12 protein-coding genes are annotated in these 15,833 nt (G+C 72.6%); 6 read left to right on the plus strand and 6 right to left on the minus strand.

Features of this window, described 5'->3' with window-relative positions; genetic code table 11:
• The first annotated feature begins 46 nt into the window (after positions 1–46).
• From ACFP1K_RS30270 to ACFP1K_RS30280, 3 genes are all read left to right on the plus strand, one after another.
• Positions 47–1,306: a D-arabinono-1,4-lactone oxidase gene (locus ACFP1K_RS30270; protein ID WP_380759671.1), complete on the plus strand. Its 1,260-nt coding sequence runs from the start codon at positions 47–49 to the stop codon at positions 1,304–1,306.
• A 106-nt stretch (positions 1,307–1,412) separates the two neighbouring features.
• On the plus strand, positions 1,413–2,069 hold the full coding sequence (locus ACFP1K_RS30275) for a TetR/AcrR family transcriptional regulator (protein WP_380759673.1): 657 nt from the start codon (positions 1,413–1,415) through the stop codon (positions 2,067–2,069).
• Positions 2,069–3,001, plus strand: coding sequence for an NADP-dependent oxidoreductase (locus tag ACFP1K_RS30280; protein WP_380759675.1), 933 nt, complete (start codon positions 2,069–2,071; stop codon positions 2,999–3,001). The genes ACFP1K_RS30275 and ACFP1K_RS30280 overlap by 1 nt, the downstream gene beginning before the upstream one ends.
• A gap of 6 nt (positions 3,002–3,007) precedes the next feature.
• On the opposite strand, the gene ACFP1K_RS30285 is transcribed toward ACFP1K_RS30280, so the two are convergent.
• Entirely contained in the window at positions 3,008–4,075 is a 1,068-nt protein-coding gene (locus tag ACFP1K_RS30285; protein ID WP_380759677.1) for a S1C family serine protease, read from the minus strand.
• A 220-nt stretch (positions 4,076–4,295) separates the two neighbouring features.
• Between ACFP1K_RS30285 and ACFP1K_RS30290 the strand changes: the two genes are divergently transcribed.
• Positions 4,296–5,822 (plus strand): hypothetical protein, encoded by a 1,527-nt coding sequence (locus tag ACFP1K_RS30290; protein WP_380759679.1) that lies wholly within the window; start codon positions 4,296–4,298, stop codon positions 5,820–5,822.
• A gap of 147 nt (positions 5,823–5,969) precedes the next feature.
• Positions 5,970–8,168 (plus strand): acyl-CoA dehydrogenase, encoded by a 2,199-nt coding sequence (locus ACFP1K_RS30295; RefSeq protein ID WP_380759681.1) that lies wholly within the window; start codon positions 5,970–5,972, stop codon positions 8,166–8,168.
• Between the two features lie 3 nt (positions 8,169–8,171).
• Here the strand turns inward: ACFP1K_RS30295 and ACFP1K_RS30300 are convergent, their stop codons facing one another.
• A complete protein-coding gene (locus tag ACFP1K_RS30300) occupies positions 8,172–8,936 on the minus strand; it encodes a Clp protease N-terminal domain-containing protein (RefSeq protein ID WP_380759683.1) in 765 nt (254 codons plus the stop codon).
• 139 nt (positions 8,937–9,075) lie between these two features.
• A complete protein-coding gene (locus ACFP1K_RS30305) occupies positions 9,076–10,233 on the minus strand; it encodes a S1 family peptidase (RefSeq protein WP_380759685.1) in 1,158 nt (385 codons plus the stop codon).
• 381 nt (positions 10,234–10,614) lie between these two features.
• On the opposite strand from ACFP1K_RS30305, the gene ACFP1K_RS30310 reads away from it, so the two are divergent.
• Positions 10,615–11,106, plus strand: coding sequence for an allene oxide cyclase barrel-like domain-containing protein (locus tag ACFP1K_RS30310; protein WP_380759687.1), 492 nt, complete (start codon positions 10,615–10,617; stop codon positions 11,104–11,106).
• Between the two features lie 105 nt (positions 11,107–11,211).
• Here ACFP1K_RS30310 and ACFP1K_RS30315 read toward each other — a convergent pair whose 3' ends face one another.
• From ACFP1K_RS30315 to ACFP1K_RS30325, 3 genes are all read right to left on the minus strand, one after another.
• Positions 11,212–12,699: a S1 family peptidase gene (locus ACFP1K_RS30315; RefSeq protein WP_380759689.1), complete on the minus strand. Its 1,488-nt coding sequence runs from the start codon at positions 12,697–12,699 to the stop codon at positions 11,212–11,214.
• Positions 12,700–12,783: 84 nt separating this feature from the next.
• Complete coding sequence (locus ACFP1K_RS30320) at positions 12,784–13,743, minus strand: LysR family transcriptional regulator (protein ID WP_380759692.1); 960 nt, start codon at positions 13,741–13,743, stop codon at positions 12,784–12,786.
• Between the two features lie 169 nt (positions 13,744–13,912).
• Complete coding sequence (locus ACFP1K_RS30325) at positions 13,913–15,676, minus strand: hypothetical protein (protein WP_380759694.1); 1,764 nt, start codon at positions 15,674–15,676, stop codon at positions 13,913–13,915.
• Positions 15,677–15,833 lie beyond the last annotated feature (157 nt).

Genomic DNA, 15,833 nt, shown 5'->3' on the forward strand with positions numbered 1-15,833 from the left:
GGTGCTGGGGAGCCGGTGCGTTCGGTGGGTCGGGAAAGGACTGCGGGTGGCTGGGAGACTGACTAACTGGGCCGGGAATCTGGTGTTCTCCGCCGGCGAGGTGGCACGGCCGGGGTCGGTGGGGGAGCTGTCCCAGGTGGTGGCGCGGGGGGAGCGGGTGCGGGCGCTGGGGAGCGGGCACTCGTTCAACGACGTCGCCGACTCCGACGGGGTGATGGTGTCGGTGGCGGGGCTGCCCGAGGTCGTCGAGGTGGACTCGGCGGCGGGGGTGGTGAAGGTGTCGGGGGGCATGCGGTACGCGGAGGTGGCGCGGCGGCTGCACGACAAGGGGCTGTCGTTGCACAACCTCGCGTCCCTGCCGCACATCTCGGTGGCGGGGTCGTGCGCGACGGGGACGCACGGGTCGGGGGACCGGAACGGGAACCTGGCGACGGCCGTGGTGGAGCTGGAGATGGTGACGGCCGAGGGGGACGTCGTCACGCTCGGGCGCGGGGACGGGGACGCGTTCCGGGGGGCCGTGGTGGGCCTCGGGGCGCTCGGGGTGGTGACGGCGCTGACGCTGGAGGCGGGGCCCTCGTTCGACGTGCGGCAGCACGTGTTCGACGGGCTGCCGTTCGAGGCGCTCGGCGACCACTTCGACGACATCATGTCCAGCGCCTACAGCGTGAGCCTGTTCACGAGCTGGCGCGGGGACACCGTCGACCAGGTCTGGGTCAAGCACCGCGACGGCGACCCGGCCGTGCCCGAGGGCGACCTGTTCGGCGCCAGGCCGGCGGACGGCCCGCGGCACCCGATCGCCGGGGTGTCCGCCGAGCACTGCACCCAGCAGCTCGGCGTGCCGGGCCCGTGGCACGAGCGCCTGCCGCACTTCCGCCCCGACTTCACGCCGAGCGCGGGTGAGGAGCTGCAGACGGAGTTCCTGGTGCCGAGGTCGCGGGCGCTTGCGGCGCTGCGGACGCTGCACGCCGTCCAGGAGCGCATCGCGCCCGTGCTGCAGATCTCCGAGATCCGCACCATGACGGCGGACGACCTGTGGCTCAGCCCGAGCAACGGCCGCGACACCGTCGGCATCCACTTCACCTGGGTGAAGGACACCGAGGCCGTCCTCCCGGTCGTCGCCCTCGTCGACGAGCGACTGGCCCCCTACGACGCCCGCCCCCACTGGGGCAAGGTGTTCACCACCGCCCCCGAGATCCTGCGCACCCGCTACGACCGGTGGGACGACTTCCACACCCTCATGCGGCACTACGACCCGGCGGGCAAGTTCGCCAACGCCTTCATCCGGCGCAACATCCTGGCGGCCTGACCTTCAGGGGTACCTCATCGAGGTGCCCCTACGGGGGCGAGTGGCCTCAATCAATTGTTTGAATGACTATTGTCAGGCAACTGATTGATGCAGTACGGTCCTCGGCATGAGCACCGAACGGGGGCGGGGCGGCGGGCCGCGGCGTGCGGCGGCCGTGGACGTCCGGGGTAGAGCGGCCGAGCGGACCAGGGAGCGCATTCTGCAGGCCGCGGTGGAGGAATTCGGGGCCAAGGGGTACTCGGGGGCGCGGACGGCGGGGATCGCGGCGCGGGCCGGGGTGAACCAGCAGCTCATCTCCTACTACTTCGGGGGGAAGCGCGGGCTGCTGGACGAGCTGCGGGCGCGGTGGCACGAGCTGGAGTCGACGCTCGTGCCCGCCGGGGCGCCGCTGGCGGAGTCGCTGGCCGCGTACATGGACGCCACGCTGGACCGGCCCGACTGGGCGCGGCTGGTGGTCTGGCGGGCGCTCGGGGACGACCCGGGCGAGGGGGCGGAGACGGACGGCGAGCGGCGGGCGGCCATGCTGCGCGCCGTCGAGGTGATGCGCGGGCGGCAGGCGGCGGGGGAGGTCACCGGGGCGGTGGCGCCGGAGTTCGTCCTGCTGCTGATGCACGCGCTGACCTTCGCGCCGATCGCGATGCCGCAGTTCGTGTCGGCGATCCTCGGCGTGGAGCCGTACTCGCCGGAGTACCGGCGGCTCTGCCGTGAGCAGCTGCTCGCCCTGCTGGGCCCGGACGACTCACCGGCCGAAGGGACGTCGTGATGAGCAGGGCGGTGGTCTTCACCGAGTACGGCGGCCCCGAGGTGCTCCACGTGGTGGACGCCGAGGCGCCGCGGCCGGGTCCCGGCCAGGTGCGGGTACGGGTCATGGCGGCCGGGGTGCAGCCGTTCGACTGCCTGCTGCGGCGCGGCGGCACCGCCGGGTGGCGCCCGGCGGTGTTCCCGCAGCGGCTCGGGCAGGAGTTCGCCGGGGTGGTCGACGCGGTGGGGGAGGGCGTGCGGGGTGTGGAGCCCGGCGCCGAGGTGATCGGCTGGGCCGAGAACGCCTGCCACGCCGAGCACGTGGTCGCCGAGGCGGCACACCTGGCGCCCAAGCCCGAGCGCATGCCGTGGGAGGAGGCCGGCGCCCTCACCGCCTCCGGCCAGACGGCGGCCACCGCCCTCAAGGCCCTCGGCGTGGGCCCCGGCGCGGTGCGTTCCGGGCCGACCGTGCTGGTGCACGCGGCGGCGGGTGGGGTCGGAGGGTACGCCGTGCAGCTGGCGCGCGCGTGGGGGGCCAGGGTCATCGGCACCGCCAGTGAGCGCAACCACGGGTATCTGGCCGGGCTCGGGGCCGAGCCGGTCGCGTACGGGGCGGGGCTGGAGGAGCGGGTGCGGGCGCTCGCCCCCGGGGGTGTCGACGTGGCGCTCGACTGCGCGGGGACCGAGGAGGCGCTTCGGGTGTCGGTGAGCCTCGTGCGCGACCCCGGGCGTATCGGGTCCATCGCCGCGTGGGCGCACGCCGCGGCGTACGGGGTCCGGCTGCTGGGCACCGAGCGCTCCGCGGGGCAGCTCGCCGAGCTGACCGCGCTCCACGACCGGGGCGCGCTGCGGATCCCGGTGTGGAAGACCTTCGCGCTGGACGACGCCGCCAAGGCCCACCATGAGGTGGAGACCGGGCACGCGCGCGGCAAGGTGGTCCTCGTCGTCGGCTGACGGACGTCAGCGGCTCGGCAGGGTGCCGAGGGGCACGGGGACGGTCCTGGTGGTGCCGTTGGGGCGCAGGATCTCGACCTGGGCCTGGGTGCCGGGCTTGAGGGTGGCGAGGACCTCGGAGAGGGCGGCGGCGGTGAGGGTGGGACGGCCGTTGATCTTGACGATGATGTCGCCGGGGCGGATGCCCGCCTTGGCGGCGCCGCCGCCCGGCTCCACCATCGCGACGCCGACGCCCGCGGGCTGGCCGTCGGCGCCGATGACGGTGTTCACCCGCACGCCGAGGGCCGCGCGCCGGGTGTCCACCACCTTGCCGTACCTGATGATCTGGTCGGCGACGTCCTTGGCGGTGCTGCTCGGGATCGCGAAGCCGATGCCGGGGGCGGCGCCCTCCAGTTCGGGGATGATCGCCGCCAGGGTGGGCACGCCGATGACCTGCCCGGCCATGTCGGTGAGCGCGCCGCCGCTGTTGCCGGGGTTGATGGCGGCCGAGGTCTGGATGGCGTTGGTGATGGTCGCGCCGGGGGAGCCCTCGCCCTGCGGCTCGGTCACCGTGCGGCCGAGCGCGGAGATGATGCCGTTGGTCACGCTTCCGGAGAGACCGAGCGGGTTGCCCATGGCGAGCACGATCTGACCCACCCTGAGCCGGCTGGAGTCGGCGAACGTCGCCGGGGAGAGGTCGGTGGTGTCGGTCACCCTGATCACCGCGAGGTCGCCGAGCGGGTACGACGCGACGAGCTTGGCCTTGCGGGGCTCGCCGCCGGAGGCCAGCGTCACCTGGAAGCTCTTGGACTGCCCGACCACGTGGGCGTTGGTCAGGATGTGGCCGTCGCCGTCGTACACCACCCCGGAGCCGAGCCCCTTGCCGGTGGTGATCTGCACGATGGACGGCAGCACCTTGGCGATCACCCGCATGTACGCCTGCTCCTGCGGGAGCAGGGCCGCGGTGGGGGCCGGCGCGGTGGCCGTGGGGACGGGCGTCGTCGTGCTGGTGGCGGCGGGAGCGCCGGGGAGGCCGCAGCCGCCCGTCACGGCCACCAGGAATCCGGCCGCCCCGGCGGCGGCGCGACGCCGCACGGCATGTCCGATGAGTCGATTCTGTGGTGCCATGTCCATGGAAAGTGTGATGCCCTGGCCTGGGGAAGATACGCTGAGTGACATCCAGTGATCTATGTGCATCCGGGCTATTTTTGTTGAGCACGGCTTTCCGCCCGCTACCTGGGAGAACGTCCCTTCGGGGCCTCCGGGAGGGGGCGCCGGGCCGAAACGATCACGAGTTGTGACGTAGTCTGCCGACATGGCGGACGGCACTGGTGAGACCCCCAGCCGCCCTGGCTCCGGGCGGCCTCCCACGTACGTTCCCTCCTATGACGCACCCACCGGGCCGCTGCCGCGGATGAGCCTGGACCAGGCGCTGGCGGGCACCCAGGCCGCCACCTCGCGGCCCGACGCCGACCGGGACGTCCCGGCGTACGGGAGCCCCGCGGAGGCGGACAGCGAGACCACCATGCAGATCGACGCCGTCCGCATCTGGGCGGCGGACTCGGTCCGCGTGCTCCCCGGCGCCGACACCGACCCGGACGCCGAGGACGACGCCGACGACCCCGGCACCGGCACCGATCCGGGCACCGAACTCGATCTCGTCGCCGAGGCCGACGACGACGACACCGCCGACCCGTCGGACACGGTGGACGTCACGGACGCCGTGCGGGCGGCGAGCGCGGCGCGCGCGGCCGGGGCCGCGGACACCGCCGACACCGACACGACCGGCGACGTCAGGCGTCAGCCTGGAGCGTTCCCCCCGACCGGGGCCGCCCTCGGCGTCGCGGGCGTCCCGGGCGTGGTGGGCGTCCCGCGCCTGCCGGCCGACCAGGCCCCCCTGCCCCCCGACGGCCCGACCGTCCCCGCCGGCTTCCTGCGCAGGCGCCCCTACGCGCCCGCCGGAGACGACGACACCGGCCGCGGGGTGCGCGAGAGCGCCGTCCCGCGCGTGCGCCAGTCCGACGCCATGCCGCCCTGGCCCGAGCCGGTGGACGAGGCCCCGCCGACGCCCGCGGTGGTCCCGCGCAGGCCCGACGGCCCGCTGTCCGCGGCGATCCTGCGGGCGGGCGACGTCCCGATCAAGGTCGTGTACGGCATCGGCGCGGCGCTCGTCACCGCCGTCATCGTCGTCCTCATCTTCGTGCTGTTCGCCGGCGACCGGCCGGACGACCCGGTGCGGGTCGACCCGGCGCGCGGCGGCGGGCCGGGCGCCACGACCCCGGTCAAGCCCAAGCCGACCCCCATCGTCGTCCCCCCCGTCCCCGCCGCCAGGCCGATGACGGTGTTCGACGGCACCGGCACGCCCGTCGCGTCGTACGTCCAGGACCAGAAGACCGGCATCAGCTACCCCCAGTACGCCGGGCCGTGGGCCAAAGCCACCCGCCCCGGCTTCGCCGCCGCGCAGAAGGTCGGCTCCTCCGCCCGCCCCCAGACGCTGATCGGCTCGGCCCCCCTCCCCGGCGCCCTGAACAAGCAGCCGCGCGTCTACTCCGACTTCCGCGCCCTCGCGGCCCGCGCCGCCAAGTGGTCCCTGCGCCACCAGCCGCAGACCGCCAAGTTCAACTGGACGGTCTCCCAGCGCACCCGCTACGGCGTCGGCTGGATGCTCGGCTACAAACTGACCTACCGCGTCGACGGCAAGAAGCACACCTCGCAGTCCTACGTCATGGTCGTCGCCACCGGTCGCGCCAAGCCCGCCATGCTCTTCGCCACCGTCCCCGACACCCGCCCCGCGTTGTACCGGGACCTCAACATGCTCTTCTGGGCCGTCCGCCCGATCTGAGCCGTCCGATACCGGCCGTCTCCGCCCGGACACGCGCCGTGGCCGGTAATTTCGGCTGAAGCGCACATAGGCATGTGTTCGCCATGGAAGCATCTTCTAGAATATGGTTCTGGCTACCGGAACGGCACGAACCGCACGGAGGATGTCATGGCGATCGGGTTGAGCGAGGAGCACGAGGCGCTCCGCGAGTCCGTCACCGGGTGGGCGGAACGCAACATCCCCGTAGAAGTGGTCCGCGCGGCCGTCGGGGCCGAGAGCGAGGAGCGGCCCGGGTTCTGGGCAGGGCTCGCCGAGCAGGGACTGCTCGGGCTCCACCTTCCCGAGGAGTACGGCGGGAGCGGGTTCGGGCTGCTGGAGACGGCCGTGGCCGTCGAGGCGCTCGGGGAGCGGGTCGCGCCGGGGCCGTACCTCCCGACCGTCCTCGCGTCCGCGGTGGTGCACGCCGCCGACGCCAAGGCTCGCGCCGAGCTGCTGCCGGGACTCGCCGACGGCACGCTGACCGGCGCGGTCGCGCTCACCGGGGCGCTCACCGGCACCCGGGACGCGGACGGCGCCCTCACCGTCGGCGGCACCGTCGAGTCCGTGCTCGGCGCGGCCCTCGCCGACGTGCTGGTCCTTCCGGTGGACACCGAGCGGGGCCGCGAATGGGTCGCGCTGTCCCGCGACGCCGTCACGGTCACCCCGGTCAGGAGCCTCGACCTCACCCGCGGCGTCGCCACCGTGACGGCGGACGCGGTCGCCGTCCCCGGGGAGCGCGTGCTGGACGGGCTCAGCGGGCCGGCGGTGCGCGACCTCGCCGCCGTCCTGCTCGGCGCCGACGCGGCCGGGGTCGCCGCGTGGTGCGTGCGGGCCGCCGCGGACTACGCGCGGGTGCGGGTGCAGTTCGGCCGCCCCATCGGGCAGTTCCAGGGGGTCAAGCACAAGGCCTCGCGCATGCTCGTCGCGCTCGAGCAGGCCAGGGCCACCGTGTGGGACGCCACCCGCGCCACCGGCGACGAGTTCGGCCTCGCCGCCGCCATCGCGGGCGTGATGGCCCCGGACGCCGCCGTCTCCTGCGCCAAGGACGCCATCCAGATCTTCGGCGGTATCGGCTACACCTTCGAGCACGAGGCCCACCTGTACCTCCGCCGGGCGCTCACCCTGCGCGCGCTGCTCGGCGCCTCCTCCGAGTGGGCCGACCGGGTGGCGGGCTACTCGCTGTCCGGCGTCACCAGGGAGATGGAGATCGACCTGCCCGAGGAGGCCGAGGCGCGGCGCGCCGGCATCCGGGCCGAGATCGCGCGCATCGCCGCCCTGGAGGGCCGGGAGCAGAAGCGGGCGCTGGCGGGCGAGGGCTTCGTCATGCCGCACCTGCCGCACCCCTGGGGCCGGGACGCCTCCGCGCTGGAGCAGGTGCTCATCCACCAGGAGCTGCGGGCGGCCAAGGTGCGGCTGCCGCAGATGGTCATCGGCGCGTGGGTGGTGCCGTCCATCGTCGCGTACGGCACGCCCGCGCAGCAGGAGCGGTACCTCCCGCCCACGCTGGCCGGCGAGATGATCTGGTGCCAGCTGTTCAGCGAGCCCGGCGCGGGCTCCGACCTCGCCTCGCTGCAGATGAAGGCCGAGCGGGTCGAGGGCGGCTGGCGGCTGAACGGCCAGAAGATCTGGACCTCGGTGGCGCACGTCGCCGAGTGGGGCATCTGCATCGCCCGCACCGACACCACCAAGCCCAAGCACGACGGCATCACGTACTTCATCGTCGACATGAAGGCCCCCGGGGTCACCGTCCGGCCGCTCACCGAGATGACCGGCGAGAACCTCTTCAACGAGGTCTTCATGGACGACGTCTTCGTGCCGGACGAGCTGGTCGTCGGCGAGATCAACGAAGGCTGGCGCGTCGCCCGCAACACCCTCTCCAACGAGCGCGTCTCCCTCTCGTCCGGCTCGGGCGGCACGGGTTCCTCGGTCCCCGACCTGCTCGGCCTGGCCTCCCGCCTGAACCGCGATCTCACCCCCGCCGAACGCCTGGAGCTGGCCGTCGTCGTCTGCGAGGGGCACTCCATCAACGCCCTGAGCCTGCGCGTCACGCTGAAGCAGCTCGCGGGCGCCGAGCCGGGCGCCGACGCGTCCGTCCGCAAGCTGCTGTCCACCTCGCACGCCCAGCACGTGGCCGAGTGCGCCGTGACCCTCGTCGGCCCCGCCGCCACCACGGCCGCCGACATGAAGCTGGGCGACCCCGGCTACTGGAACCGCGCCGTCCTCGCCACCCGCGCCATGACCATCTACGGCGGCACCACCGAGGTGCAGCTCAACATCATCGCCGAGCGCCTGCTGAACCTCCCCCGCGACCCGGAGCCCGGCAAGTAGGGCTCACGGCGCGTCGGTCAGACCGGCCTGGGACTCCAGTCGTTCGATCCGCGTGATCAACGGCTGGAGTTCCGCGCGCACGGCGGCGGTGAGTGCCTCTCTGGCGCCCTGCGGGACCGCCTGGGGGGCCGCGGGGGCCGCCTGGGGGGTCGTCTGGGCGCGCAGGTGGACGTAGCCCGCCAGGGCGGCGGTGACGGCGTGGCGGGTGAGCCTGGGGTCGGCGCCGCGGCCGCGCAGGATCTGGCCGGCGGTGCCGTCGGGCTCGGCGACCAGGCCGAGGAGCAGGTGCTCGCAGCCGACGTAGTTGTGCCCGAGGCCGGTCGCCTCGCTGACGGTCAGTTCGAGGACGGCGGCGGCCTGGGCGCTGAAGTGGCGGGCGGGCTCGCCGTCCTCCGGCCCGGCCGTGAGGGGGATCACCCCGGCGAGCTGGATGGGGTCGATGTCGATGGCGCGCAGGACGTGCAGGGCGAGGTTGGAGCCCTCGGCGAGCATGCCCGCCAGCAGGTGCTCGGTGCCCACGGTGGGGGCCTTGTCCGCGCGGGCCAGTTTCACGGCGAGCTTGAGCACGGTCCGGGCGCGGTCGGTGAACTGGCTCAGCCTGCCGGTGGGGTCCTCCGCGTCCAGATCCCCGAACGCCGTCACGCGGATGGCGGTGATCCGCCGCACCGCCTGTTCCAGGGCGCGCTGGCACACGGCGGACACCGGCACGCCCGCCTCCTTGACGGCCTCGGCCAGCTCGTCGGGAAGGTAGACGTTGATCTTGGGCATTCGATGTCTCCCCACTGGGGTTAGTAGAGGGTTATAACCCATACATACCCCCGCTGGGGTTACATGTCCAGAGAAAAGGGAGGCGCCGCCGTCCGGGGGGACGGCGGCGCCGGAGGGTGGTGCCGGGTGGCGCCGGTGGCTAGCCGGTCACCAGGGTCAGGCCGTAGGCCGAGAGGGCCTCGTTGACCGGCTGGAAGAAGGTCGTGCCGCCGCTGGAGCAGTTGCCGGAACCGCCGGAGGTCATGCCCTGGGCCTGGTTGCCCGAGATGTACGGACCGCCGGAGTCACCGGGCTCGGCGCAGACGTTGGTGCGGGTCACGCCGCTGACCGTGCCCTGCGAGTAGCGCACGGAGGTGTTGAGCTGCTGCACCGTGCCGCAGTGCCAGCCGGTGGTCGAGCCGGACCGGCAGATCGAGGAGCCGACGCCCGCCTGGGTGGAGCCGCGGACGATCACGTTGCCGCTGGCGCCGCGCACCCAAGGCTGCGGGGTCCAGTTGCTGTTCACCGCGACCCACGAGTAGTCGTTGCCCGGGAAGGACGAACCCTGGAAGGTGCCCTGGGCGACGCGGTTGAAGCCGGTGGTGGTGTTGCCCGCGCGGCCGCAGTGGCCGGCGCTGACGAAGCCGGGCGTGCTGCCGCGGCGCACCGAGAAGCCCACCGAGCAGCGGGCCGAGTTGTTGATGTAGTAGGCGTCGCCGCCGCGCAGGTCGTAGAAGGTCTGCGGGGCCTCGGCCGACGCCTCGACGCGGACGAGCGCCGCGTCGGCGCCGCTGGCCGCGATGAACTGCGCCGCGTCGGAGGGCGCGGAGGAGAGCACCACGACGCTGTTGGTCTTCACGTCGACGTACCACACCGGGGCCGACGCCGGGGCGCTAGCCGCGGCCTTGTCCAGCGCGTCCTTGGCGGCGTCCAGCGAGGCCAGGCTGTTCTTGACGACCTGGGCGCGGACACCGGTGCCGGTGATGGAGGCGGCGGAGGCCGCGTCGCTCGTGGCCACGGTCAGCGTGGCGGAGGTGGGCCCGCTCAGCCAGGCGCCGGCGTAGCTGCCGCCGAGCTTGTCGCGGAAGGAGGCCTCAAGGCCGGTCGCCCGGGCCTCGTTGAGCAGCCGGGACTCGGCCTGCTCCTTGGTGATCCCGAGGTCGCGGCTCATCGCGTCGATCATCGTGGGCGCGGGGGCGGCGGTGGTGCCGGTCGCGGCCGAGGGTGCCCGGTCCGCGATGGCGGCGGGGGCGGCCATCATGGTGACGGCGCTGATTGCAAGAGCGCATCCGGCGGTGACCGTGCGTCTGCGGAGCATCGGCTCTCCTTGTGTTGGGGGGAGTTGCCGTCACCGTAACCCGGGCTAAGGGGCACAGCGGAGCTATCGTTTCGCCCCTATCTCCGTGTTATGGACCCGTTCACCGGTCTGTCTTACATGTGATCGTTTTAGAGTCAGGTCCGCTGGCGGGCGGGCTCGTGGGGGCTGACTGGAGCGCCTCGCGGCCTCCCGGAGAAATCGCGAGTTTTTTTATGGGGATTTGCAGGGAGAAGGCGAACTATGCCGTGAATATGGGCGTTGCCCGGCCGGGATATCGCGGGGAAAATGTCAAGCCGCCGCTGAGCGAAAAGCGGCCTGCTTCGTAATCCCTCCCGAGTTGGAGCACAAATGTCTGGATATTCGCCCCGTTACCGTCTCGCCGTGACCGCGCTGGTCGTGGCGCTCTCCGGCGGCTCGGTCGCCGTCCTCCCGTCGGCCGCGTCGGCGTCCGCGCCCGCCCGCGGCACGGCGTCCGCGCCCACCCCCGCGAAGCCCGGTCGCAAGCCCGCGCCGATCCTTTTCTACGCCGTCAAATTGGCGAATACCCAGCCTTCTCCCCTCAAAGTGGGCGATTCCTGGGTGAGTTACCAATCCCTCTTCGACGGGAAAAGGCGGCGGGCCGGCGACGCGAGCGCGCACTGCGCCGCGGTCCAGGTCACCCCGCGCGGCACCGTCGCCCAGTGCGCCCGCGTCCTGCGCACCAAGCGCGGTCAGATCACGCTGCTCGGGCTGGAAAGCGTGCCGGGCGCCGTGCCGCTGACGGGCGTCTCCACCGTCACCGGCGGCACCGGCCACTACACGGGCCTCACCGGCGCCGCTCGGGTCACCGACGGCCCGAGGCACGTCGTGTACCGCATCACCCCGGCCGGCTGAGGCGCCGGGGCCTTCAAGGCTATGGACCGCGCACAGCGCCGCCGTCCCTCTCGGGACGGCGGCGCCGGCGCGGTTTCCCCGGCTGCGCCCGGGGGTCCGTGGGGCCTACGGAGCGCTGTAGGCCATGGTGTAGGAGCCGGAGCCGCTGTAGGCGTGGACACGATAGCGGTAGTTGCCGGCCGCGCCGGTGTACGTCACCGTCTCATCGGGTCCCGAGGTGATGCCGCTGGCGACGTTCACCCAGCTGGCGCCGTTCCATCTCTGGAGATACAGGTCGAAGTCCACGCCGTTCGGGCCGTCCAGGCAGCCGCGGTGGGTGCCCGAGGCGGTCGTGGTGTAGTACGAGCCGTCCGGCTGGTAGACGCTGGCGCCGCTGGACAGGCTGCCCGACCGGGTCTGCTGGTAGCCGCTGCACCCGGTGGGCGGCGGGGTGCCGCCGCTGGTGGTCAGCGTCAGGCCGTACACCGACAGCGCCTCGTTGACCGGCTGGAAGTACGTCGTGCCACCGGTCGTGCAGTTGCCCGAGCCGCCGGAGGTCATGCCCTGGGCCTGGGTGCCGGAGATGAACGAGCCGCCGGAGTCGCCGGGCTGGGCGCAGGCGTTGGTCCGCGTCACCTCGTACACCGTGCCCTGGGCGTAGGTGACGCTGGTGTTGCGCTGCTGCACGGTGCCGCAGCGCCAGCCGGTGGTGGAACCCGAGCGGCAGATCGAGGTGCCCTCGACGGCCACCGTGGAGCCGGTCACGGTCACGTTGCCACCGCTGCCCGCCACCCAAGGCTGCGGCGTCCAGTTGCTGTTCACCGAGATCCACGAGTAGTCGTTGGTCGGGAACGAGGAGCCCTGGAAGGTGCCCTGGGAGACCTGGTTGAAGCCGGTCGTGCTCGCGCCCGCGCTGCCGCAGTGGCCGGCGCTGACGAAACCGGGCGTGCTGCCGCGCGTGACGGAGAAGCCGATGGAGCAGCGGGCCGAGTTGTTGATGTAGTAGGCGTCGCCGCCGCGCAGGTCGTAGTAGAGCTCGGGCTTCTCGCCGGACTTCTCGACCCGCACGACGCCCTTGCCCGCGCCGCTGGCGGCGATGAACGACTCCGCCTCGGCGGGCTGGTCGGACAGCACGACGACGCTGTTGGTGCGTACGTCGACGTACCACACCGGGGCCGTCTTCGGCGCCTTGGCGGCGGCCTTGTCGAGCGCGTCCTTGGCGGCGTTCAGCGTGGCCAGGCTGTGCTTGACGACCTTGGCCTGCACGCCGGTGCCGGTGACTGAGGAGGCGGCGGCGGGGTCGGCGGTGGCGACGGTCAGGGTGGCGGAGGTGGGCCCGCTGAGCCACGAGCCCGCGTAGCTGTCGCTGATCTTCTTGCGGAGGCCGACCTCGACGTCGCCGAGACGGGACTCGTTGAGCAGGCGCGACTCGGCCTGCTCCTTGGTGAGGCCGAGGTCGCGCTGCATGGCCGACACCATGTCGCCGGGCGGGCGCAGAGCGGTGGAACCGGTCCCGGCGGCGGGTTCGCGGTCGGCGATGGCGGGAGCGGCGAGGAGGGTGAGGGCGCTGATAGCCAAGGCGCAACCGGCGGTAACCGTGCGTCTGTGGAGCATCGACTCTCCTTGGATAGGGGGGTGCCGTCACCGTAACGGCGCCCCCGCCGGCCGCCGCACTATCGTTTCGTCCCTACCGTCGCATTATGGAACTGCCCCAAAATGGGGGTTTCTGGCGCGCCAATCCAGGTACCGGGTGCTGCGCTGGACGGCCTGCCCGTGCGCGGCCCTGGCGTGGTCGGCGACGGTGGGGGCCGCGCGGCCGGCGAAGGAATCCACGTGCCAGCCCAGCAGGTGCCGCCACTGCAGCGGGGCACCGGTCAGCGGCATCATCACCAGACCGGCGCTGAGCTGGAACGTCGCCTGGCACAGCGCAACGGCCTTGCCCACCTGGACCAGGTGGAGGCAGGTGGCGACGTCCGACTCGTACACGTTCTTCGGCACGAAGCCCGCCCGCGCGCACGCGCCCGCGAAGCAGTCGGTGAAGCATCCGTCGCCGGGGGCCAGCGCCCAGCCCTCGTCGGCGAGGGTGGACAGTTCCAGTTCCTTCTCCCCGGCCAGCGGGTGGTCCTCGCTGAGCAGGACGAACACCGGGTCGGTGCCCACCACGGTCCACGTCATCGCCTCCATGGACGGCGGAGGGCTCTCGCCGCAGGTGCCGATGAGGGCGAAGTCCAGCCGCCCCGCGCTCACCAGCGTGGTGAGCTCCCTGGACGACCACGAGGTGCGGGTGCTGACCGGGGCGGTCGGGTGGGCGGCGGTGAGGCGGTCGACCAGACCGCCGAGGATCGGGCCGTGCGTGGCGCCGATGCGGATGCCGGGGATGCCGGTGTAGGTGTTGGCGAAGCGCACCGCTTCTTCCTGCAGTTCCCGGACGGCGGGTAACAGGACGCGCGCCCTGGTCAGCACGAGCTCGCCGAGGGGGGTGGGGCGGGCGCCGTTGCGGTCACGTTCGAACAACGTGCCGCCTAGTGTTCGCTCGATCCGCTTGAGCTGCGCGGTTAATGACGGCTGTGCCAGCCCTAGCTGGGTGGCGGCCTTGGTGACGCTCCCGGCCTCGGCGACCGCGCGCACGATCTTGAGGTGTCGGAGCTCCAGATCCATACCGGGAAGGTACGGCCGCTGTGGTATGGCTGCAATGATGTTTTGTCACGAAATTTGACTTCAATTCGTCGGATCATGCTGAAAAGCACGCTGAACTCGGTAAATGTGCACTTACTTGGCCGAAATTCCTTAAGGCATCCGACCGGTTTTCTGCCGCATCGCGCAGGTACTAGCCCGCCACCGCGAAGCCCAGCGCCAACGCGCAGACCTGAAAGGTTGGTCCGGACCGGTCGCCGGTCACCCGGATCGTGCCCCCGTGTCCCTTTATCGCGAACGTCACGGCGTGCAGGCCAGGCTCCAGCGTCACGTCCACATGCCCCTGGCCGAGCCACACCGTCACCGGCTGGGCGACGCCGCTGATGTACTCCAGCCGGGCGACGTACCTGTCGTCCCTGCCCGTCGGGTCCTCGACGGGGATCGTGGCGCCGTCGTCCCGGGTCGGCCAGCAGCCGTCCGGCGGCCGGTAGGTCTTTCCCCAGACCTTCAGCGGGCGCAGCCGTCCCCGGTCGTCCAGGACGAGGGGAGCGGCGGACGGCGGCTGGTCCCGCATGGTCGCCCTGTGCACCGGGCGGGCGAACGGCGCCAGCGCGCGTGAGGCGCGGGCGTACTCGCCGAACAGCGGCTGCATCAGATAGGTGGGCATCTCGCTGTCGAAGACGTCCGCGTCCGGCGAGGCGGTTCTCAGCGACCTCTCGGCGCTCGCCAGGAAGACCCGCCCCGGGGTGGTGTCCACCGTCCTCGCCAGCTCCGCCGACGACCACGCCGCTCCCGCCGCGAACCCGGCCATCCCGATCGCGGTGAGCCCGCGCGCCGCGCGCGACCACGCGGGCCGCAGGCGGCCGCCGTCCGGCCGGGTGAACGCGCGCCGGTAGGCGTCCCGCTCGCCGAGCACCGGCAGGAAGGCCAGTGCCAGGCACAGGGCCAGCACCGGCGCGGCGTCGGCGACGTAGCGGGTCTCGGCGCCGGCCAGTTCGACGTACCGCTCGGTGAGCCGTCCGAGGGCGACCGGCAGCACGTCGGCCAGCAGCAGGTAGCCGCCCAGCAGGGCCCAGCTCCACCAGGCGCGGCGGCGCAGCAGCAGGCTCGCCGCGACGAGCAGCAGGAACATCAGCCCCGCCGCGAGGACCAGGAGAGGGGAGGGGGCGGCGAGGGCGATGTCGCGGGCGGCGGTGGCGAACCAGTCACCGGGCCCGCCGAGCGCCGTCGTGGTGAACGTCTCGGTGATCAGCAGCCGGGCGAACGTGAGGATGTCCTGCGCCGGGGGAACGCTCGGCCCGCTCGCCGAGGTGCGCAGCTGGAACAGATAAAGGGCGGCGTATCCCACGACGAGAGCACCCTGGACGGTCCACGCCGCGCGGCACTCCCGCAGGGTGGCCCACAGCACCCCCCACCCCCGCCGTTTGGTGAAATATCCGGCGGTCACCACGAACAACACCACCGGGATGAGCGCCGCCTTGACGAAGAACAGCATCCCGAACGCCACCCACCCCGCCGCCGCCCACACGTGCGCCGTCCGCCCCGTGCGCAGATAAAGGACGTGCGACGCGACCGCCATCGGCAACGCGATCTGCAACGGCACCGTGTTCAACGCCGCCGCCCACCAGCTCATCGCCGCCAGCGTCATGGGCGTGAACAGGAACACCGCCAGCGGCGCCAGCGTCCCCCACCGCGCCCCCGCCACCACCCGCAGCATCCGCAGCACCGCCAGCCCCGCCGCCGCGTACCCCGCCAGCGTCACCCCGGCCACGACCCCCCAGTCGTACGGCGCCACCCTGGCCACCACCCAGACGACGGCGAACCCCCCGGGCATGAACTGCCCCCAGTGCACCCGCCCCAGATACCCGAAGTCGAACCCCGCCGCCCACGCCCGCGCCACGTACTCGAAGTCGTCCTCCCGAAAGTACCCACCCCGCAAAACCAGCCATTTACCCACAAACCCCACCGCGACCAACAACACCCCCACAACCAGCACCCAATTCCGCCCCGCCCAGCGAGACACCCGCACGTCGTCAGCGGTCCCCGGCCCCTCCGGCGCGAGACTCGCCACACTCCGAGATGACACGTCACCCGCAATCTGTCCATAGAGGAAG

The sequence above is a fragment of the Sphaerisporangium aureirubrum genome (genome assembly GCF_042658925.1).
Taxonomy (GTDB): domain Bacteria; phylum Actinomycetota; class Actinomycetes; order Streptosporangiales; family Streptosporangiaceae; genus Sphaerisporangium; species Sphaerisporangium aureirubrum.